At 74.5% G+C, this 19651-nt stretch carries 12 protein-coding genes; 8 read left to right on the top strand and 4 right to left on the bottom strand.

Translation table 11 applies throughout. From position 1 onward, the window contains the following. Positions 1-13: 13 nt before the first annotated feature. The 8 genes from CWOE_RS23940 (at position 14) to CWOE_RS23905 (ending at position 16229) form a co-directional block, all read left to right on the top strand. Complete coding sequence (locus tag CWOE_RS23940; protein ID WP_012936229.1) at positions 14-1951, top strand: PKD domain-containing protein; 1938 nt, start codon at positions 14-16, stop codon at positions 1949-1951. After that, entirely contained in the window at positions 1948-4038 is a 2091-nt protein-coding gene (locus CWOE_RS23935; RefSeq protein WP_012936228.1) for a TolB-like translocation protein, read from the top strand. The genes CWOE_RS23940 and CWOE_RS23935 overlap by 4 nt, the downstream gene beginning before the upstream one ends. Before the next feature lie 150 nt (positions 4039-4188). Then, positions 4189-6195, top strand: a complete 2007-nt coding sequence (locus CWOE_RS23930; protein WP_012936227.1) for a substrate-binding domain-containing protein — start codon at positions 4189-4191, stop codon at positions 6193-6195. Between the two features lie 95 nt (positions 6196-6290). Then, a complete protein-coding gene (gene ftsH, locus CWOE_RS23925) occupies positions 6291-8366 on the top strand; it encodes an ATP-dependent zinc metalloprotease FtsH (protein ID WP_012936226.1) in 2076 nt (691 codons plus the stop codon). Beyond that, positions 8366-10048 carry a hypothetical protein gene (locus CWOE_RS23920; protein ID WP_012936225.1) on the top strand — a complete coding sequence of 561 codons (1683 nt, stop codon included), beginning with the start codon at positions 8366-8368 and terminating at the stop codon, positions 10046-10048. Before ftsH ends, CWOE_RS23920 begins: the two co-directional genes overlap by 1 nt. After that, entirely contained in the window at positions 10045-14613 is a 4569-nt protein-coding gene (locus CWOE_RS33930) for a hypothetical protein (RefSeq protein ID WP_012936224.1), read from the top strand. Before CWOE_RS23920 ends, CWOE_RS33930 begins: the two co-directional genes overlap by 4 nt. Then, the gene (locus CWOE_RS23910) at positions 14610-15392 is read left to right on the top strand and encodes a hypothetical protein (RefSeq protein WP_012936223.1); all 783 of its coding nucleotides are present in this window, start codon (positions 14610-14612) and stop codon (positions 15390-15392) included. Before CWOE_RS33930 ends, CWOE_RS23910 begins: the two co-directional genes overlap by 4 nt. A gap of 111 nt (positions 15393-15503) precedes the next feature. Further along, complete coding sequence (locus CWOE_RS23905) at positions 15504-16229, top strand: M15 family metallopeptidase (RefSeq protein ID WP_012936222.1); 726 nt, start codon at positions 15504-15506, stop codon at positions 16227-16229. 25 nt (positions 16230-16254) lie between these two features. On the opposite strand, the gene CWOE_RS23900 is transcribed toward CWOE_RS23905, so the two are convergent. The 4 genes from CWOE_RS23900 to CWOE_RS23885 form a co-directional block, all read right to left on the bottom strand. Further along, positions 16255-16602 carry a type II toxin-antitoxin system PemK/MazF family toxin gene (locus CWOE_RS23900; protein WP_012936221.1) on the bottom strand — a complete coding sequence of 116 codons (348 nt, stop codon included), beginning with the start codon at positions 16600-16602 and terminating at the stop codon, positions 16255-16257. Beyond that, positions 16599-16838 carry a hypothetical protein gene (locus CWOE_RS23895; protein WP_012936220.1) on the bottom strand — a complete coding sequence of 80 codons (240 nt, stop codon included), beginning with the start codon at positions 16836-16838 and terminating at the stop codon, positions 16599-16601. The genes CWOE_RS23900 and CWOE_RS23895 overlap by 4 nt, the downstream gene beginning before the upstream one ends. 50 nt (positions 16839-16888) lie before the next feature. After that, entirely contained in the window at positions 16889-18142 is a 1254-nt protein-coding gene (locus tag CWOE_RS23890; RefSeq protein WP_012936219.1) for an acyl-CoA dehydrogenase family protein, read from the bottom strand. A gap of 102 nt (positions 18143-18244) precedes the next feature. Next, the gene (locus tag CWOE_RS23885; protein ID WP_012936218.1) at positions 18245-19648 is read right to left on the bottom strand and encodes an FAD-binding oxidoreductase; all 1404 of its coding nucleotides are present in this window, start codon (positions 19646-19648) and stop codon (positions 18245-18247) included. Between the last annotated feature and the right edge of the window lie 3 nt (positions 19649-19651).

Here is a 19651-nt window from a genome sequence, read left to right as displayed (position 1 = left end):
AATCTGCGGGACCGTGCGCCCGTTCGCCCTTCGCCGCCTGCCGGCGCTCACGCTCGTCGCCCTCGCCTTCCTCGCCGCTCCCGCCGACGCGACGGTCAGCCCCGCGGTGACGCTCGACGGTCCTTCCGCCGACGTCGTCGGCGTCGACGGCGTCGCGATGGCGGAGGACGGCAGCGGCGGGCTCGTCTACCGCAAGCGCCTCGACGGCCGCGTCCACGTCTTCGTCAGCCGCTACGTCGACCGCAGATGGCAGCCGCCGCAGCGCGTCGACGCCGGCCAGCGCTTCGACTCCTCGTGGCCGGCGATCGGCGCCGGCAACGGCGGCCGGCTCGTCGTCACCTGGATCCACCAGTACGGCGGCGGCGTCCAGAACCGCATGTTCTCCGCCTCGCTGGACCCCGGCGCGCGCAGCTTCCAGGTGCCGGTCGCGATCGACCTCGACGTGCGCGAGGGGCTCGACGCGGCGCCGTCGCTGTCGATGGGGCCGGGCGGCGTCGCGTACCTCGCCTACCGCGTGATCTACCAGCGCCAGAGCCCGCTGCTGCCACCCGGCACGATCGACGCCGACATCCGCCTGCAGCGCTACTCCGGCTCGTTCTGGTCGCAGCTCGGTCAGCCGGTCGACCGCATCCAGGCACAGCCGCAGGCGACGCCGACGCCGCTCAACGGCCCGCAGGTCTCGAGCGACGGGAATGGCAACGCGGTCGTGGCGTGGATCGAGCCCGACGACCAGCTCGTCCCGCGCGCGTACGCGCGACGCGTGTTCGGCCAAGTGCTCGGGAACGTCCTGCCTGCGAGCCCGGCGGAGGCCGGCGGCAAGCCCGTCCGCGGACCGGTCGATCAGCTCGCGGTCGCCGTCGCGCCGTTCGGAGAGGCGATCGTCGGCTTCCGCCAGCAGCCCGATTCGCAGAGCGCGTGGACGCGCCCGCGCGCGCTCGTGAACATGCTGCCGTCGAGCCTCGTCGAGGGCGCCGGCAGATTTCTCGGCCCGCGCCCGGTCGACGGCGGCGGCGACGCCGACGGTCCCGCCGGCAGCCTCGGCGCGCTGAGCGTCTCGGTCGACGATCGCGGCAGCTTCGAGGCCGGTCTCTCGATCGACGCCTCCGCACTCGGCGTCAGCGGCGACGAGACGACCGTCGGCGCGCACGTGCGGCTCGACGACGGCAGCCCGCGCAGCGCGCCGGACCCGTTCGTCGCGCGCGGGGCGCAGGGGTCGCTGGCCGCCGCCTGGAAGGTGGATCAGGGCGGAGCCGCGGGCGTCGGCCTGCTGGAGCGGCGCGCCGACGGGACGCCGTTCCAGCGGCTCGTCAGCGCGCCCGCCGGCGGGGTCGTCGACGCGCTCCGCTTCGCCGGCTCGCCGTACGGCAGCGCGCTCGTCGGCTTCCTGCAAGGCAGAGAGGAGGGACGCCAGGTCGTCGCCGCCTCGATCGACGCGCCGCCCGGCGGGTTCGCCGTCTACCCGCCGCTCGAATGGACGCGCGCGCGGCAGATCCCGATCTCGTGGGAGCGCGCGCACAGCGCCGCCGGCCGTGTCACCTACACCGTCCAGGTCGACGGCGAGGACGTCGCGAGCGGGCTGACCGTGTTGAGACGGACGCTCGCCGCGAGCAGAGTCGGCGACGGCGACCATGAGCTGACGGTCGTTGCGACCGACCCGGCGCAGCAGACGACGACGAGCCTCGCTGCGCGGCTGAGAGTCGACCGCGCCCCGCCGCGCCCGCGTGTCGCGCGCGTCGGACGCCGCACCGTGCGCGTGCGCACCTCCGACGGCGTCCGCAGAGAGTCCTCCGGGCTCGCGCGTGTCGCGATCGAGTGGGGCGACGGCAGACGCGGGCGGGGCGCAGCCGCCACCCACCGATACCGCAGAGCCGGCGCCTACCGCGTGCGCGTGACCGCGCGCGACAAGGCCGGCAACACGCGCAGAAGCGTGCAGAACGTGAGGACCAGATGACCGCTCGCCATCGCCGCACCCGCCGCGCCGCCGCCGCGGCCGTCCTCGGAACCGCCGCATTGGCAGCGGCCGTCCCATCGGCCGGCGCGGCCTGGGGCGAGGCGCAGCTCGTCTCGGTCGACAACGGGCGGCGCGAGCAGGCGGACGGCCCGACGAGTGCCGTCGACGTCTCCGGCGACGGCCGTTTCGTCGTCTTCCAGACGCGCGCGTCGAACTTCTTCGCCGACGACGACCCCGACGCGCCCGGCACGGTTCGCCAGGGCGGTGTCTTCCGCTTCGACCGGCAGACCGGCGCGATCGCGCTCGTCGCCGGCGGCGACCTGCTCGACGACGGCAATGCCGCGACCCAACTGCGGCGCGGCGCGGCCCGCCCCTCGGTCAGCGACGACGGCCGCTGGGTCGTCTTCTCGACCGCGCAGCCGCTCGTGCCGCAGGACGACAACGACAACGTCGACGTCTACGTGCGCGACATGTCGCGTCCGCCCGGAGTCGATCGCGCCACCAGCGGCGCGTATCAGCTCGTCTCCGCGCGGGACGGCGGCGACGAGCCCGCCCACTACGCGAGACTCGACACGCCGCTGCCGGGCCGCAATCCGGGCGCTGACGTCTACAGCGGGCAGGCGATCAGCGGCGACGGGCGCTACGTCGCGTTCCGGACGACCGAGCTGGCGTCGGACCTGCCGGCGAGCGCTGCGGTCGACACGCCGCCCGGCAACGTGTTCGTGCGGGACCTCGTCGCGAAGCGGACGGTGCTCGTGACGAAGACGATGGCGTCCGGCGGGCCGGCCGGCGGTGCGCTCGCCGGCGTCGTCCTGAGCCGCGACGGCAGCACGGTCGCGTGGACCGGCGCGAACGGGGCCGCGCAGACGCGGCTGCTGACGGGCGAGAGCCAGGATGAGGGCCGGCGGTATTACCTGTGGCGACGCTGGGACGACGCGGGCGCCGTCACGCGCCGCGTCACCGGCGCCGCCGACCCTGACGACCCCGCGTGCCCGGCCGACGGGCGTATCGTCGCCGACTCGACCGCGACCGGGCCGTGCTTCGGACCGCTCGCCGACCCCGAGGACGTGCGCGACGTCGGCGGGCTGGCGCCGGCGCTGAGCGCCGACGGCTGGACCGTCGCGTTCCTGACGCTCGCGGGCGCGCGACCGTCGAACGGCGACGACGCATACCTCGACGCGTACACGACGTCGATGGGGCCCGGCGCGACGCGGAAGTCGGCGACGCGCGTGGCGACGAAGGGGACGACGGCGTCGAACCCGCGTGCCAACGGCGACGTCGACTCGGTCGCGCTGTCCGCCGACGGCAGCCGCCTCGTGATCGTGACGACGCGACGCGAGCTGCTGCCGCCTGCTCCGCCGTTGGCCGGAGAGACGCGCGCCTCGCTGCCGCTGACCGGCGAGCTGTACACGCTCGACCTGGGGCCGGGCGGGGCGACCCGGCGCGTGCTCACCTATCCCCCGGGGGGCGAGGTCGACGGCGCGATCGACCCCAACCCCGCAGTCTCCGCCGACGGCCGCTCGATCGTCTTCACGACACGCGCGGCGAACCTCGTGCGCGGCGACGCCAACGAGCTGCCGGATGCGTTCGCGGTCAGCGAGACCGACGAGCGCCGCGGCGGCGCTCCGCCCACCGGCCTGGGGCAGGACCAGGTGAACGTCGACGTCGGCAGCGAGGATGACGAGCTGCGGCTGCGCGCGGTTTCGCGCAGAGACGGCACGTTGCTGCTGCGCGTCCGCGCGCCGGAACCCGGTGCGCTGAGAGCGATCGCGAGAACGGTTCCGGTGAAGCGGGGCAGAGCGAGAGCCAGACGGTCTCCGTCGAAGGGCAGAGCCCCAGCAGCTACGCGCGCCCGACAAGTCGCCCAGGTGCGCGGCAGAGCGCGCAGACGCGGGACTGTGCAGCTCGTGCTGCGGTTGACCGGCGCGGCTCGGACGGCCGTGCGCAAGGGCACGCCTCTGCCCGTCCGTGTCACCGTGACGCTGACGCCTTCGCGCAGGGGCGCCAAGCCGCGCCGCAGCTCCGTCACCGCGACGTTCAGAGTCCCGGCGAGACGCCGTGCGGCGTCCAGAAGAGGCAAGCGCTGAATCCAGTGAACGTGCGGTGAACGGGGCGTCACCAGCCTGTGAACGCACGTTAGGAATCCTGTGAACCGCCCTTCCGGCGGGTTTGTCTCCAGGTGAGAGTGAGCGTCACCTCCACCTGCATCGTCTCGACGAGAAAGGACCATCCGACACATGGCACACTCCGTAGCGGCATCACCGCTGCGGCGGGCTCTGCTCGCCGGCGCGGCCGTCGCCGCCCTGGGAACGGGCGCGCTTGCTGCTTCAGACGCCGACGCCGCCTTCACGCTCGCCAGATGCGGCGGCGCCGGCGACGCGAAGGGCATCGGCGCGTCGTTCCAGAACACGCTCCACAGCCAGTTCAGAACGATCTTCCAGAGTGCGGTCGGCTGCGAGGGCATCGGCACGTCGCCGGCTGCGCCGAGCTGGCAAGGCGACGGATCGGGTGCGGGCAAGACCGCGCTCGGATCAGGCAGAGACGGTGTGCGCCTGCCCACGTACGCGTTCGGTGGCGCCGACGAGGCGCCCACCAGAGAAGAGATGGGACGGATGAACTCCGGCCCGACCGGCGCCGCGAGCGACGACGGGCAGATCCGCATCATCCCGATCGCGACGGGGGCGAGCGCGTTCATCGTCCACGCGCCGGAGGGTTGCAGCATCGCCGGCGCAACCAACAAGACCGACGGCGCGACCGGGGCACTCGGCAACGTCGACACGACCGACAGAGCCTCCAACTTCACCCAGCGCATCCGCCTCACCGGCGACCAGGTCGAGGCCGCCTTCGCCGGCACGGCCGCGACCTGGAACGACATCGCGCCGGGCATCAGCGGCACGGCGACCGGCATCGCCGGCGGCGACCAGACGAACGCGGGCGACGATTGCAGAACGCTGCCGGTCCGCCGCATCGTCCGTCAGGACAGCTCGGGCACGTCGTACGGCTGGAAGGCCTATCTCGACCTGATCAGACCGAGCCGCAGATGGACGACGACCTACGGCGCCGACAACCGCGTGTGGCCGAGAGCCGGCACGGGCGACGGCGTCGCCACGGTCGACGCGGCCGCCAACGGCGCGACGTGCGACGGCGCCGACCGGCTCTGCTCGCCGGTCGAGAGAGGCGGCGGAAACCTCGCGAGACTGGTCGCGTCGACCGACGGCTCGATCGGCTACGTCGACCTCGCGACCGCGCGCAGCAACGGCTTCTTCATCAACACCGGCACGAGCGACGCCGACAAGGACAGCACGTACTGGTCGCCGCTGCAGGTCGTCGCCGGGACCGGCAGAGGCCTCTACGCCGAGCCGACCTACCACGCGACCGCGCACATCGGCGCGGCGGTCGAGAGCGCCAGAGGCGCCAACTGCGACACCGCCGCGATCACCAACCCGGCGACCCCGGCGAACTCGCCCGGCGGCGACCCGACGCTCGGCGACTGGAGCGGCGCGGCCGCGGCCGGCGGCAACGGCTACCCGGCGTGCGTGCTGACGTACGCGATGGCGTGGGACGACAGCGCGCCGGTCTACGGTGCGTCGGCCGCGGAAGAGGGCAAGGCCCGCACGGTCAAGGACTACCTCGAGCTGATCGTCAGCGGCACCGGTCAGACCCGCCTGCTGAGAGCCGACTACTCGCCGGTCCCCGCCGCGCTGCTCACATACGCGCAGAACGCGGTCAACGCGATCGACTGGAACAAGAGATCGGGCGGCCAGGTCGACCCGCCGAGAGAGCAGCCGAGAGAGCAGCCCAGAACGACCCCGAGAACCGACCCGCCGAGAACCGTGCCGGCTCCGCCCAGCAACGCGTTCTCGATCCCGAGCCGCAAGGCGACCGCCTCGCTGCTGACGTTCACCGTCGAGCTGCCCGGCGCGGGTGCGCTGAAGGTCGACGCGACGACGAAGGTCGGCAGAAGAACGCTGAAGGTCTCCTCGGCGTCGGTCAGCCCGAGAGGCTCCGGCCGCGTGACGGTGAGACTCGCGCTCTCCTCCGCCGCCAAGAAGGCGCTCGCGAGAGCGAGAGGCAAGAAGCTGAAGGTGGACGTGACGTTCACCTTCACCCCGACGGGCGGCGCCGCGAGAACGGTGACGCAGTCGGTCACCGTCAGAGCCGCGTCCAGAAGACCCGCCAGAAGAGGCGGCAGAGGCGGCAGAGGCGGCAGAAGAAGCAACAAGAAGAAGACCGCCAAGCGCTGAGGCGCCGCGGTATCGACGGACCCGTCCCCGCCGCCGCAGCGCGGTGGGGACGGCCGTCCACATTCCCCACTTAATCGAGCAGCACAGGACCTTTCGTGACCGACGAGCCCCAGTCAGACGAGCAGCAGACGACCGAGCAGGAGCGCCCGCTCGGCACCAAGCGCGCCACCCGCGCCGACGGCCTTCGCAGACCCGGCGTCCGCTCCGGCCTCGCCGAGCGCCGCAGCCCGGCGGCCGACAGCGTCCGCAACGGCGCCGCGGCCGTGCGGCGGTTCCTGCTGAGAGACGTCTTCGCCCTCGGCCTGATGATCGCCGCGCTCGTCATCGTGATCCTCTTCTTCACGCTGCTCGGGGCGACGAAGCCGACCAGCAGCGGCACCGGCATCCCACTCAGCCAGGTCTTCACGCTCGCCAGAGACAGAGCGATCGTCGAGGCGACGCTGCTCGACGAGGACGCGCGCGTCCAGGTCCACACGCGCGACGGCGCCGAGTACTGGGCCGCGTACCCCAGCTCCGGCGCACAGACCGCGACGCTCTCCTCGGCGCTGGAGAGAGGCGGCGCGATCGTCGCCGTCAAGCAGCAGCCGGGCAAGGCGCAGGTGACGATCGTCGTCCAGTTCCTGCTGCCGATCCTGCTGCTCGTCTGCCTCTTCGCGCTGTTCATGCGGATCGGCCAGGACGGCGGCGCCGGCGGCATCGCGTCGTTCTCGAACTTCACCGGCAGAGGCCGCAAGAAGGGCAAGGGCACCGCTCACCGGGTCACGTTCGCCGACATCGCCGGCGTGCCCGAGGCGGTCGCCGAGCTGGCGGAGATCCGCGACTACCTCGACGACCCCTCCAGATACCTCGACCTCGGCGCGGCCGCCCCGAAGGGCGTGCTGCTGGTCGGCCCGCCCGGCACCGGCAAGACGCTGCTCGCGAAGGCGGTCGCCGGCGAGGCCGACGCGGCCTTCTTCAGCCTCTCCGGATCGGACTTCGTCGAATCGCTCGTCGGCGTCGGCGCGGCGCGCGTGCGCGACCTGTTCGCGAAGGCGCGCAGAATGTCGCCGGCGATCATCTTCATCGACGAGTTCGACGCTGCCGGCCGCAAGCGCGGCGCCGGCATCGGCCAGGGCAACGACGAGCGCGAGCAGACGCTCAACCAGCTGCTCGTCGAGATGGACGGCTTCTCCGGCGACGGCGGCCTCGTCGTGATGGGGGCGACCAACCGTCCCGACATCCTCGACCCGGCGCTGCTGCGCCCCGGCCGCTTCGACCGCCAGATCACCGTCGACACGCCCGATGTCCACGGCCGCTCCGAGATCCTGCGACTGCACGGCTCCAAGCGCCCGATGGCGCCCGACGCCGACCTCGACGAGATCGCCCGCCTGACGCCCGGCTTCTCCGGCGCCGAGCTGGCGAACGTCGTCAACGAGGCGGCGCTGCTGACCGTCCGCGGCGGCAGACGCGAGATCTCGCAGAAGCTGTTGGAGGAGTCGATCGACCGCGTCGTCGCCGGCCCGGCGAAGAAGCACCTGCTGACCGAGCGCGAGCGCTGGATCATCTCGATCCACGAGTCCTCGCACGCGGTCGTGACAGAGGCGATGGGCACAGGCGCGACGGCGCGGAAGGTGTCGATCGTCGCGCGCGGCCGCTCGCTCGGCACCGCCGCGCACATGCTCACCGACCGCGACCAGACGATCATGGAGGAGCCGGACCTCGTCATGCAGCTGATCGCGATGCTGGCCGGCGCCGCCGGCGAGCGGATCGAGTTCGGCCACCTCTCCACCGGCGTCCACGACGACCTCCACGAGGCGACCTCGCTCGCGCGCTCGATGGTCACGAGCTTCGGCATGTCGGACGAGCTGGGCCCCGTGACGATCGGCGAGAAGTCCGGCGAGGTCTTCCTCGGCGCCTCGCTGCAGGACCTCGGCGCCGTCGGCCCCAAGACGCTCGACCTGATCGACGACGCGGTCGAGCGGCTCGTCAAGGACGCCGAGCTGGTCGCCCGCGCGATCCTGCGCATCAACATCGACGCCGTCCACGAGACCGCGCACGCGCTGCTCGAGCACGAGACGCTCTCGGGCGTCGCGCTCGAGGCGGTCCTGTCGACGGTCACGACGGTCGAGCCGGAGCACTTCCCGGAGCTGCGCGAGCGCGAGCGCGGGAGCGCACGGGACCGCGACGCCTGATGCGCCGCCGTCCGCTGCCGCTCGTCCTCGCCGGTGCAGTCGCGGCGGGCACCGCCGCTGCCGCCGTCGCGGCTGCTGTCGCGCCGTCCGGCGGCCCGCTCGCACCGGCCGCCGCGGCGGCCGCGACATGGCGGCTGGAGCAGCCGGCGCCGCCGGCCGGATCGCCGTACAAGGTCCCGCTCGGCCGGCCTGGCGACCTCTCCTGCTGGTCGGCGACGCGCTGCCTGCTCGCGGTCGAGGGCAACGCGATCGTCGCGCGCGGGCTCTACGCCTACGACGGCGTCGAGTGGAGACAGCTGTCGACCGTCTGCGGCGGCGTCGCCGACACGACCCGGATCGCGTGGGCCGGGCCGACCGAGTTCTGGACGATCACGGAGCCGAGCCCGCCGCGGATCGGCGGCGGCCTCGGACTCTGCCGCTTCCGTGACGGGCAGGTCGTCGCCTCCTACTCGACCCCACCGGAGAGCGCCGAGCCGTTTCGCGTGATGACCGCGGCGGCCTGCAACGGGCCCGCCGACTGCTGGTTCGGTGGCGTCGGCGCACAGGACCCGACCGGCCAGCGCATCGGCGCCTACCACCTGCACTGGGACGGCCAGACGCTGACTTCGAGCTACGCGCCGCAGGGCCGGGGTGTCAGCGACCTCGTCGCGGCCGGCGACCGCTACTACGAGACGACGTACGTCGGAGCCCAGCGCGAGGACCGCGAGACGCCTGTGACGCTCGCGCGGTCCGAGGACGGCGGGCCGGAGACGATCCACACGATCGTCAACGGCAGTTTTGCCAACGCGCTGTTCCTCGCGCTGCCGCGCCGCGGAGTCCCGCCCGCGGGCACGGAGCTGCTCGCCGCAGACGTCGCCGCCTGGACGGTGCCGTGGTTCGTCGGCGGCGGTGCCGCCTCCGGCCCGGACGCACCGGCGGACGCGTCCGTCGCACGTCCGCCGATCGCGGTGCGCGACGCCGGCGGCTTCTACCGCGAGGTCCCGCTCGACGAGACGCCGTTCGGCGAGCACGACCGCTTCACCGACGTCGCGGCCGTCCCCGGCGGCACCGACGCGTGGGCGACGCTGCAGTCCTACCAGGAGCGCGGCTCCGCGACCGCGCGCGGACGCGTCGCGCGGATCGGACCCGACGGCACCATCGCGGTCCAGCGGCTGCCGGCCGCCGGCGCCGGCCGCGGCGCCGCGGCGAGAATCGAGTTCACCGGTTCCGACGAGGGCTGGATGGTCACGAACGCCGGCTGGCTGTTCCACTTCACCGACGGCGCGCAGCGCGGCCGCGACGCCGATCCCGCGTTCGCGAGACTGATCACCTACCGCCCGAACGAGGCGCTCGCACAGGCGATCCCGGACACGCCGCCGGTCGACGACTCGCAGCTGTTCGCGCCGCCGCCGGTGGAGGCGCCGAGAACGGCTGAGGACCCCGTCCCGACAACGAGACGGGTGAAGGCGCTGATGGCGAGGCTGTCGAAGCCGAAGGTCGACAGAAGGCTGCGGCTGCGGCTCTCCTTCACCCTGCGCAGGCCCGCCAGAGTGCAGCTGCAGGCGAAGCGCAAGGGCAAGGTCGTCGCGCGCACGCCGTTGCGCGCACTGAAGCCCGGCCGCCACACGCTGACGCTCCAGCTCGACCGCAGACGCTGGCCCGACGCGCTCAGATTCCGCACGTTCGAGACGAGAGCGAGATGAGCCGCGCACGACCGCAGGCCCCGCGACGGCGCATCGCCGTCGCCGCGCTACTCGCGCTCGCCGCCGCCGTGCTCGCTCCCGCCACCGCCCACGCGGCCAGCGAGGCGCAACCGGTGCTCGGGCTCGCCGACCGCGAGACGACGATCATGGGTGCCGCGCCCGCGGGCGCGGCGGGCGAGACGTGGGCGTTCCGCCGGCTGCCGCTCGACGTGCCGCTGCTCGCCGACCCCGCCGGCACGCTCGCGTTCGGCCCGGTCGCCAACCCGCTCACGCCGGCGCCGCAGCTCGTCTTCGAGCGCTACGCCGACGACACCGGCGTCTGGTCGACGGCGCAGACGCCGGTCGACGAGCAGGGCAACCCGTACCGCGGTCCGCAGCCGAACGTGCCGACGGGCCGCGTCACCGCGCACGGCGGCGGCGTGCTCGTCGGCCGCGACGGGGAGCGCCCCGCCGACAGCCGCGCGGTCGTGCTCGTGCGGGACCCCGGCGGCCGCTTCAGACCGCTGCCGCCGCTCCCGGACGGGCTCGCCGAGCCGGCCGACGACGACGCCAGACTGCCCGCCGAGCAGCTCGCGCGCGACGAGGGCGCCGGCCGCGTCCCGCTCGCCGCCTACGACGACGGCGCCAGAACCGGCGTCTTCCTGCCGCTCGTCGGCCGCGACGTCGAGACGGCGATCGCGCACTGGGACGGCGCTGCGTGGAGACGCGAGCCGATCGACGTGCCGGCCGACTCGCCCGACCGCTTCAGCGTGCTCGCGCTCGCGGCGGTCGCGCCGGACCAGGCGTACCTGCTCGCCGCGACCGACCCCGATCGCGCCGACGGGATCGTCCTGTTCGCGCGGACGGTCGACGACAGAGGCGACGTCAGCTGGGTCCAGCGGGACCTCGGCGCGCCGCTGTTCGCCGCGGCGGCGACCCCGGCGCGCGGGGTCGAGCAGCTCGGCGCGCTCGACGGCGACGCCCAGCAGCCGCTGACCGCGACGCCCGACGGCGTCTGGATCGATGGCTCGATCAGACTCGGCGGCGAGCGGGAGAGCGACCTGACGATCTTCTGGTCGCGAACCGCCGGCAGCGTGACCGGCAGCTGGTGCGACGCGAACGGGACCGACGGCGGCGCGCTCTGCGACCGCCCGCTCGGCTTCAGGTTCGGGCGTCGCGCCGGGTATCGCTCGTTCGGCTTCGCGGCCGACGGCGCGCCGTTCGGGCGGCGCGTCGTCACCAACCCGCTCGCGGTCGGTGGCGACGACACGACGAACGTCGGCACATGGGCGCGCTTCGACGGCACGGCGTTCACGCGCGAGCCCGGCGCGGGCGGCAACTACCGCCCGGGCGGCGGCTTCTCGACGCCGGATCGCGGCTGGCTCGACGGCCCGGTGCAGGTGACCGACCAGCCGCGCCCGCAGCGGCTCGCGACGTGGCCGGTGTCGCTGCGCGCGCCGCTCACCGCGGTCGCGACCGAGCCGGGCGCCGCACCCGGATCGCTCGCCAACGGCGCGCTCGCCGTCGGTGCCGGCGGCGCCGTCGTCCGCCACCACCCCGGCCAGGGGTGGGAGCGCGAGTTCCTGCTGACGTCGACCGGCGCCGTCAGCGCGCCGGCGCTGCGCGGCGTCGCGTGGCCCGAGGCGGGCCGCGCCTACGCCGTCGGCGACCTCGGCGCGATGTGGCTGTGGCGCAGAGAGACCGGGCTGTGGGAGAAGGACGCGGCCGCGCCGATCGCGTTCGACGGCAATCTGATGGGCGTCGCGTTCGATCCTGGCGACAGCCAACGCGGCTACGCCGTCGGTCGCGGCGGAGTGCTGCTGCGCTACGGCAAGTCGTGGGAGCAGCAGCCGCTGCCGGCCGGCGTCGAGAGAGCTGACCTCACCAGCATCGCGTTCGCGGGCAGTCAGGCGCTCGTCGCCGCCGGCGGCGACGTGCTCGTCAACGACGGCGGCGCGTGGCAGGTCGACGCGGGGCTGCACGAGCTGCTCGCACGCGCCGCGTCGCCCCCGAGCATCGTGACGGTCGCGGGGCTGCCCGACGGCGGCGCCGTCGCCGCCGGTCGCGGCGTCGCGTTCGTGCGCGACGCGCCCGGCGCCGCCTGGCGCCCGACCGCCGCGCCGCTGCCGAACGTGACCGTCGTCGCGGCCGCCGGCGTGCGCACGCCGGCGGGCGTGCGCGCGATCGTCGCGGTCGCGCCCGACGCCGGCTGGCCCGCGCCGACGGTCCTGCCGCCGACCGATCCGAGCGTCCCCGACCTGCTGCTGCCGCCGATCGCGCCGCCCGGCGACGGCTACGTGCTGCGCGAGACCGACGCCGGCTGGCGCGACGAGCAGCGCGCCGCCTACGCCGGCGTCAGCAACGACAAGCCGCAGAAGTCCGATCCGGTCGCCGCGTTCGCGCTCGATCCCGCGAGCGGGCGCGGCTGGGCGGTCGGCGGCTGGTCGGGCCAGCCCGACAACGCAGGCCGCGGCACAGCCGCGACCGGCGTCGGCGCGATCGTGCGCGAGCGCGTCCAGACGGCCGCGATCGCCCGCTACGCGCCGGACGGCGAGCCCGAGGGGCCGCCGGCGGCGAGCAGCGGCGCGGTCGGGCTCAACGCCGGCGTCGCGACGTTCGCGGTCGCCGGCCACGCCGCCTGCGACGGTCCGTGCTCGCTGCTGGCGGGCGGCGGGCTCGGACCGGACCGCGCCGTCGGCGCGCTTGGCGAGACGCTCGGCGCCCTCGCCGCCCAGCCGGGCGCCCCGCGCGCGCTGCTCTACACCGGCGGCCGCCTGCCGACGACGTCGGCGCTCGCGACGCCCGCGGCCGACGCGAACCGCCTCGCGGGCCTGCTCGCGCAGGCGCCCCTGCCGGTCTACGCGGCGGTCTCGGCGGCCGACTCGATCGGGAACACGGCCGACGTCTTCCGCTCCGCCTTCGCCGGCCTGCCGGCGCCGTTCGGCACCGGCCAGATCCCGGCCGGGATCTCGCCGACGGGCGTGACCGGCTCCTCGGTCGGGACGCGCACGCACTACGCGTTCGACTCGGCCGGCTCCGGCGGCACCGTGCGCGTCGTCGTGATCGACAACTCGCGCGGCTCGCTCGCGGCCTCCGACCCCTACCAGGTGCCGCTGGAGCCGCAGGAGCCGTGGCTGCGGAGCGTGCTGCAGGACGCGAGAGCGCGCGGGGTCCCGGCGATCGTCGTCGGCAGCCGCGACCTCAACGTCCGCTTCACGCCGCGCAGCAACGTCGCCGCCGACGGCGACCGGATCGCGCAGCTGCTCGTCGCCGAGGGCGCGAGCGCCTACCTCTACGAGCGGCCCGAGGAGCAGCGCGCGACGCAGATCCCGGCGGGCGGGAGCCAGACGATCCCGGCCTACGGCACCGGCACGCTCGGCTACCGCTCGCCGATCGCCAACGCGCAGCAGCCCGAGCAGTCCGACGCGATCTTCGGCGACAGCGGCTACCTGCTGCTGAGTCTCGACGTCGCCAGACGCGATCCGGCGACCAACCGCGCGCCGGTCGGTGCGCGGCTGGTGCCGCTGATCCGGCAGCTGGCGCTCGTCGCGATCGACGGGACGCTGCTGCGGCGCAGCCGCCCGGCGCTGTTCCAGGGGCTCGGCCGCCGCCCGCTCGGCGGCGACCGCTGGGGGCCGATCTCGGCCGGCGACGGCAGCCCGAACCCGACCGGGGCGGACCCGTACACGAGCTTCCCGGCTGCCCTCTGCCAGCAGGCGAACTGCGCAACGCGGCTGGCGCCCGAGTACACGTTCACCAGCTCGGACCCGGACATCGCGGACTTCGTCGCGGTCGACCCGAACACGACGAACCTGCGGAAGCCGCTGCAGGGGTCCGACGGCAAGGTCGTGACGTCGGCGACGTCGGGCCTGCTGTGCGCGTTCAACCCGGGCACGACGACGTTGACGGTGGCGGCCGGCGGGATCTCCTACTCGCAGCGCGTGACCGTGCAGGCGGGCTCGGTGCAGCAGCCGTGCGGCACGCGGCCGCTCGACCCGAGCCGCTTCAGAGAGGTGACCGATCCGATGCCGCCTGCCGCGGTGCCGCCCGCGCCCGCCCCGTCGCCCGCGCCCGCGCCGAGCCCGTCGCCGGCGCCGCCTCCGCCGCCGCCCGCGCCGGCGATCGTGCCGCCGCCGGTGCTCGCGAGAGTCACGCCGAGACCGCCGAGAGCGGCGCCGAAGCCGCCGCCGTACGTGCCGCCGGCGCTCGTGCCCGGCGATGTGCCGTTGCGTCCGCCGGACGCGCGGCCGATCGTCGGCGTCTCGCCGCCGCCGCCCGCGACCAGCTTCACCGGCCCGACGCCGCCCGGCGGCGCGACCGTGCGCGTCTTCGAGCAGAAGCGCGAGGAGGAGGTCTCGCCCGAGTCGCAGTCGGCGTTCGCCCGCTACGACCCGGACGAGCACGCGCCGCTGGCGCCGGCGCTGCTCGGCGTCGCGCTGCTGGCCGCGTTCGCCGGCACGGCGCTGACGCTCGGTGTGCGCCGCCGCGACCGCAACGGCCCCCGCCGCGCGGCGCCTGCCACCGCGAGCGCGCGCTCCGCCGCACGCGCCGCGAACCGAACTCGCCCCATCAGGAGGTCCCGATGATCGAACGACTCAACCGCAGCGCCGGGATCGCGGCGCTGTTCGTCGCGCTGCTGGCGCTCGTGCTCGCGCTGACGGTGCCGGCCGGCGCGCAGAGAGGCAAGGCGAAGAAGCGCACGGCGAAGAAGCCGGCGCCGGTCGTTCGGCTCGCGCCGAACGGCAAGATCGCCGCGAGACTGCTGCCGACGGTCCCGCGCGCGCGGGTCGCGGACGCGCTCGGTCCCGAGCGGGTGACCGCGGAGAGACTGCAGGGCACGTGCGCGCCGGAGGCGGTCGACCTCGGCAGCTGGTGCCTGTCCGCGGCGACCTACCCGCTCGCCGACGACGAGGTCGGCAAGAACGACTACCTGTTCGCGACGCAGAAGTGCGTCGAGCTGGGCGGCTGGCTGCCGACCGCGGGGCAGCTGATCGGCGCCGCGCAGCGCGTGAAGCTCTCCTCGACGATCGACGACAGCCGCCTGACGGCGTCGATCGACCTCGACCCGGCGGACGGCCTGAAGGACAGACGCGAGATGTCCTCGACGCTGATCACGACCGCGGCCGGCTCCTCCGCGGCCGGCTCGATGGGCGTCTCGGACGGCGCCAAGGGCGATCCGAAGACCGGCGAGCCCGATCCGGTGCCGCTGCCCGCCAACCCGTTGCCGGAGACGCTCCAGTACGTGACCGTCTACGACAACAGGGACAAGGGCGGCTTCGCGGGCGCGAAGGCGGTCAGCCAGCCGGAGGCGTTCCGCTGCGCGTTCGGCAAGGTCGAGGGCGCCGCCTCCACCGAGATCGGCTGACCGGCTGGCGCCGATCAGCTTGCGCAATCGGCTGGCGCCGATTGCGGGGGACGCTGAGCTACGCTGGACGACGGTCCGCGCGGACCTGTCGCCTCCGCGGGGCCGCCCGTCATGCGCACCGTCGTCACGCTCCTGTCCGTCCTCGCGCTGCTCGCCGCCGCCAGAGCCCGCGCGCCGCTGCTCCCGGTGCCGCTGGCGCCTGAGCTGCCGGCGGCGCAGGAGTCGCATCGGCAGGCGACGCGTGCCGCGCTCGACGCCGCCGCGCGCGAACGCGCCGACGTGCTCGTCGACAAGCGCCGCGGCCTGCCGGCGCGCTACCGCCCGCGCGACCTCGTCGCGCCGCGCGTGCGCTTCCTCGCCGGGGTGGACGGCGACGCGCGCCTGCTGCGGCGGGGCGCCGCGCGCGGGCTGGAGCGGATGTTCGCCGCCGCCCGCCGTGACGGCGTCCGGCTCGCCGGGGTGTCGGGGTTCCGCTCGTTCGCCTCCCAGCGGGCGCTGTTCGCCGGCTACGCCGACGCGCGCGGCGTCGAGAACGCCGCGCACGTGAGCGCCCGCGCTGGCCACAGCGAGCACCAGACCGGGCTCGCGATCGACATAGCCGGCGCCGACGGCCGCTGCGCCGCGAGCGGCTGCTTCGCCGGCACCCGCGCCGCGCGCTGGCTCGAGCGCCACGCCGCCGCGCACGGCTTCGTCGTCCGCTACCCGCGCGGCAAGGAGGATGTCACCGGCTACGCGTACGAGCCGTGGCACCTGCGCTACGTCGGTGTCGCGCTGGCGACCGAGGCCGCCGCCTCCGGCCGCACGCTCGACGAGCTGCTGCGCACCCGCCGCGGCTGAGCGGCGGCGGCCGAAGCGGCGCCGCTCAGAGGTCGTCGCGCAGCAGCAGGCTGAGCCGGTGCCGCGTCGCCTCGAGCGTCGCGGGGGAGACGCGCGCGATCCGTCTGACGAGTCGCGTGTGCGATACCGACCGCATCTGCTCCGGCAGCGCGTACGCGACGCGCTGCGTCGTGCCGTGCGGCAGGGACACCTCGACGTGCAGCGCGCTGCCGGTGCGCGTCGTCGTCAGCGGCACGACGATCGCGAGGCTGAGCGGGAGGCGGTGGAGCGCGTCGTTGCTCAGCACGAGCGCGGGGCGTGTCTTGCGGATCTCGCTGCCCCGCGTCGGGTCGAGGCGCGTCCACCACACCTCGCCCTGGCGCGGGCCGGTCATGCCGACTCGGCGAGCGGAGCGTCGTCCCACTCGCCGAACTCGGCCATGTAGGCGTCGCGTGTGACGCCGTCCATCGACGCGAGCGTCTCGAGACCGCTGCGCAGGAGGCGCCGGTCGCGCTCGCGCTCGGCGAGCTGGTCGAGCAGTTCGGGGACGGTCAGCCCGACCGCCGCTGCGAGTCTGTTGAGCTCGTCGCGCGTCTCGGCGCGCGCGCGGATCGTCACCGTTCGTCCCATGCCGGCAGTATACGCACCTGTGTCGGATGCGTATACAGCGGGCGCGGGCGCTATCTGATCTGCACGCCCGAGATCGCGCGGGCGATCACGAGCCGCTGGATCTCCGAGGTGCCCTCGAAGATCGTGTAGATCTTCGCGTCGCGGTGCATCCGCTCGACCGGGAACTCGCGCGTGTAGCCGTTGCCGCCGAGGATCTGGATCGCACGCTCGGTCGCCCAGACCGCCACCTCGCCGGCCTTCAGCTTCGACATCGAGCCTTCGGCGTTTCTGAACGGGACCTGGTTGCGGCCCATCCACGACGCGCGCCAGACGAGCAGTCGCGCGGCGTCGATCTCCAGCTTTATGTCCGCGAGCGTGAACGCGATCGCTTGGTTCTCGATGATCGCTCGGCCGAACTGTCTGCGCTCCTTCGCGTAGTCGAGCGCGTACTCGTACGCCGCGCGGGCGATCCCGAGCGCCTGCGCTCCGACCGTCGGACGCGACGCCTCGAACGTCGCCATCGCCGCCTGGCCGCGCGACTTGACGCCCTCGCGCACGCGGGCGAGGCGGGCATCGAGCTTCTCCTTGCCGCCCAGGAGGCAGGAGCCCGGGATGCGGCAGTCGTCGAGGAAGACGTCGGCCGTGTGCGAGGCGCGCAGGCCGTGCTTTCTGACCTTCGTCCCCATCACGAGGCCGGGCGTGTTCGGCGGGATGATGAACGACGCCTGCCCGCGCGAGCCCAGCTCGGGGTCGACGGAGGCGACGATCACGTGCACGTTCGCGATCCCGCCGTTGGTCGCCCACGCCTTCTGGCCGTTGAGGACCCACTCGTCCTTCGCCGAGTCGTACTTCGCGCGCGTGCGCAGGGCAGAGACGTCGGAGCCGGCGTCGGGCTCGGAGACGCAGAACGCGGCGATCTGCGGATCGTCGGCGGTGCCGAAGCACTGCGGGATCCACTCGCCGATCTGCTCGCCGGTGCCGTTGGAGAAGATCCCGGCGGCCGCGAGACCGGAGCCCATGATCGCCATGCCGATGCCGGCGTCGCCCCAGAACAGCTCCTCGTTGACGATCGGGAGCGAGAGCCCCGTCGGGTCGGCGAAGAACTGCGCGAGCCCCTCGAACCCGTAGAGGCCGATCTTCGCGGCCTCCTGGATCACCGGCCACGGCGTCTCCTCGCGCTCGTCCCACTCGGAGGCGGCGGGGCGCACCACGTTCTCGGCGAAGCCGTGCACCCAGTCGCGCACGTCCTTCTGGTCCTGTGTCAGCTCCAGCGAGAAGGAGACTTCGGCGTCCGGCGTCTCCGGCAGTTCCGTGATGGCTTCCATGGCGGGCGATTCCTCTTCCGAACGGGGGCGTTTCGACAACGTGTCAAGCGGCAGGGTAGCGCCCCTGCCGCAGCACGCACGCGGGTTCGGCGCGTTCGGCGCTCAGTCCGCCCAGTCGCGCGGGATCGGGCGGCCGAAGCGGAAGCGGTCGCCGGGGTCGCACGTGCGCTTCAGCTCGGCCAGGCGTGGGCGCGACTGCGGCGTGTACGCCTGGGCGATCCGCGCGGGACCGGTCTCGATCTCGCCGAGGAAGCTCGGCAGCATCGCGCCGGTCGCATGCGGCTTCAGCGTCGCCGCCAGCTCCGCGACGGCCGCGCGCGCCGCCTCGCCGGCTGGCCCGGGCGGCGTGGCCGCCTCGACGTGGAACATCAGCTCGCCGTCGAGCGGGGCGAGCGGCGTGGTCGTGCCAGCGCGGGCGATTGCGGCCCCGAGGTGGCGCACCTCGACGATCGCGAGCGGACGCTCCCCCTCGGCCATGCTCGCCAGCAGCGCCTGCAGCTCGGGCGTCAGCGCTCGCACCAGCTCCGCGTGGCCGGCGGCCGGCATCGGGTCGACTGGGTCCATCGCGACCTCGCCGAGGTCGCCGGGGGCGAGCGGGCGCATCATGTCGACGACGGGGTCGCCCAGCGAGCGCACCGGCGCCAGCAGCTCCTGCGCGCGGGCCGCGCCACCGAGCACGCAGGCGCCGATCGCGACGACTGTCAGCCCGCGCAGCGGCTCCGGGACAGCCGGCGCCGGAGGGATGCGGATCACGGCGCAGTTGCTGGTGACCTCGTCCGGGACGGTCGCGATCCACTCCGCGTAGGCGGCGATCACCTCGGCGGCGCGCGCGCCCGGGTAGAGGACCATGCCGCCGAACAGCTCGGGCGCCGCGACCAGCTCCAGCTCGAGCGCGACGACCACGCCGAAGTTCGAGCCGCCGCCGCGCAGGCCCCAGAACAGCTCGGCCTCTGTCTCCGCGGTCGCGCGCACGCGCGTCGCGTCCGGCAGCACGACGTCGAGCGCGCGGACGCTGTCGACCGCCAGCCCGTGCGTCCGCCCCAGCCAGCCGAGGCCGCCGCCGAGCGTGTAGCCGGCGACGCCGACGTGGGCGTTGAAGCCGACCAGCGGCGCGAGCCCGTGCGGCGCCGTGTGCGGGATCACGTCGGTCCACCGCGCGCCGGCGCCGACGCGCAGCGTGCGCGCCGCAGCGTCGACGGCGACCTCGCGCAGCCGCCCGGTCCGCACGAGCAGCCCGCCGTCGCACGTCTGCCCGGCGCCGTGGCCGGTCGACTGGACCGTGACGGCGAGGTCGTGCGCGTCCGCGAACCGCAGCGCGGCGACGACGTCGTCGCCGTCGGCCGCCTCGACGACGAGCGCGGGCCGCTGGTCGAAGGTCAGGTTCCAGCTGGCCCGCAGCGCGTCATACGACGCGTCGCCGGGCGTCGCGACGGCCCCGCCGAGCTGAGCGCGCAACGCGTCCAGGTCGGTGGCGGCGGCGGTGGGGAGAGACGGTGTCGCATGCATCGG

The sequence above is a fragment of the Conexibacter woesei DSM 14684 genome (assembly GCF_000025265.1).
GTDB classification, from domain to species: Bacteria; Actinomycetota; Thermoleophilia; order Solirubrobacterales; family Solirubrobacteraceae; genus Conexibacter; species Conexibacter woesei.
This window is presented reverse-complemented; position numbering and strand designations above follow the sequence as displayed.

Bases quoted from the DNA above. Each gene is read 5' to 3' on its own strand.
- CWOE_RS23935 (WP_012936228.1), top strand. From the start codon at position 1,948: ATGACCGCTCGCCATCGCCGCACCCGCCGCGCCGCCGCCGCGGCCGTC.
- CWOE_RS23930 (WP_012936227.1), top strand. From the start codon at position 4,189: ATGGCACACTCCGTAGCGGCATCACCGCTGCGGCGGGCTCTGCTCGCC.
- CWOE_RS23920 (WP_012936225.1), top strand. From the start codon at position 8,366: ATGCGCCGCCGTCCGCTGCCGCTCGTCCTCGCCGGTGCAGTCGCGGCG.
- CWOE_RS33930 (WP_012936224.1), top strand. From the start codon at position 10,045: ATGAGCCGCGCACGACCGCAGGCCCCGCGACGGCGCATCGCCGTCGCC.
- CWOE_RS23910 (WP_012936223.1), top strand. From the start codon at position 14,610: ATGATCGAACGACTCAACCGCAGCGCCGGGATCGCGGCGCTGTTCGTC.
- CWOE_RS23905 (WP_012936222.1), top strand. From the start codon at position 15,504: ATGCGCACCGTCGTCACGCTCCTGTCCGTCCTCGCGCTGCTCGCCGCC.
- CWOE_RS23900 (WP_012936221.1), bottom strand. From the start codon at position 16,602: ATGACCGGCCCGCGCCAGGGCGAGGTGTGGTGGACGCGCCTCGACCCG.
- CWOE_RS23895 (WP_012936220.1), bottom strand. From the start codon at position 16,838: ATGGGACGAACGGTGACGATCCGCGCGCGCGCCGAGACGCGCGACGAG.
- CWOE_RS23890 (WP_012936219.1), bottom strand. From the start codon at position 18,142: ATGGAAGCCATCACGGAACTGCCGGAGACGCCGGACGCCGAAGTCTCC.
- CWOE_RS23885 (WP_012936218.1), bottom strand. From the start codon at position 19,648: ATGCATGCGACACCGTCTCTCCCCACCGCCGCCGCCACCGACCTGGAC.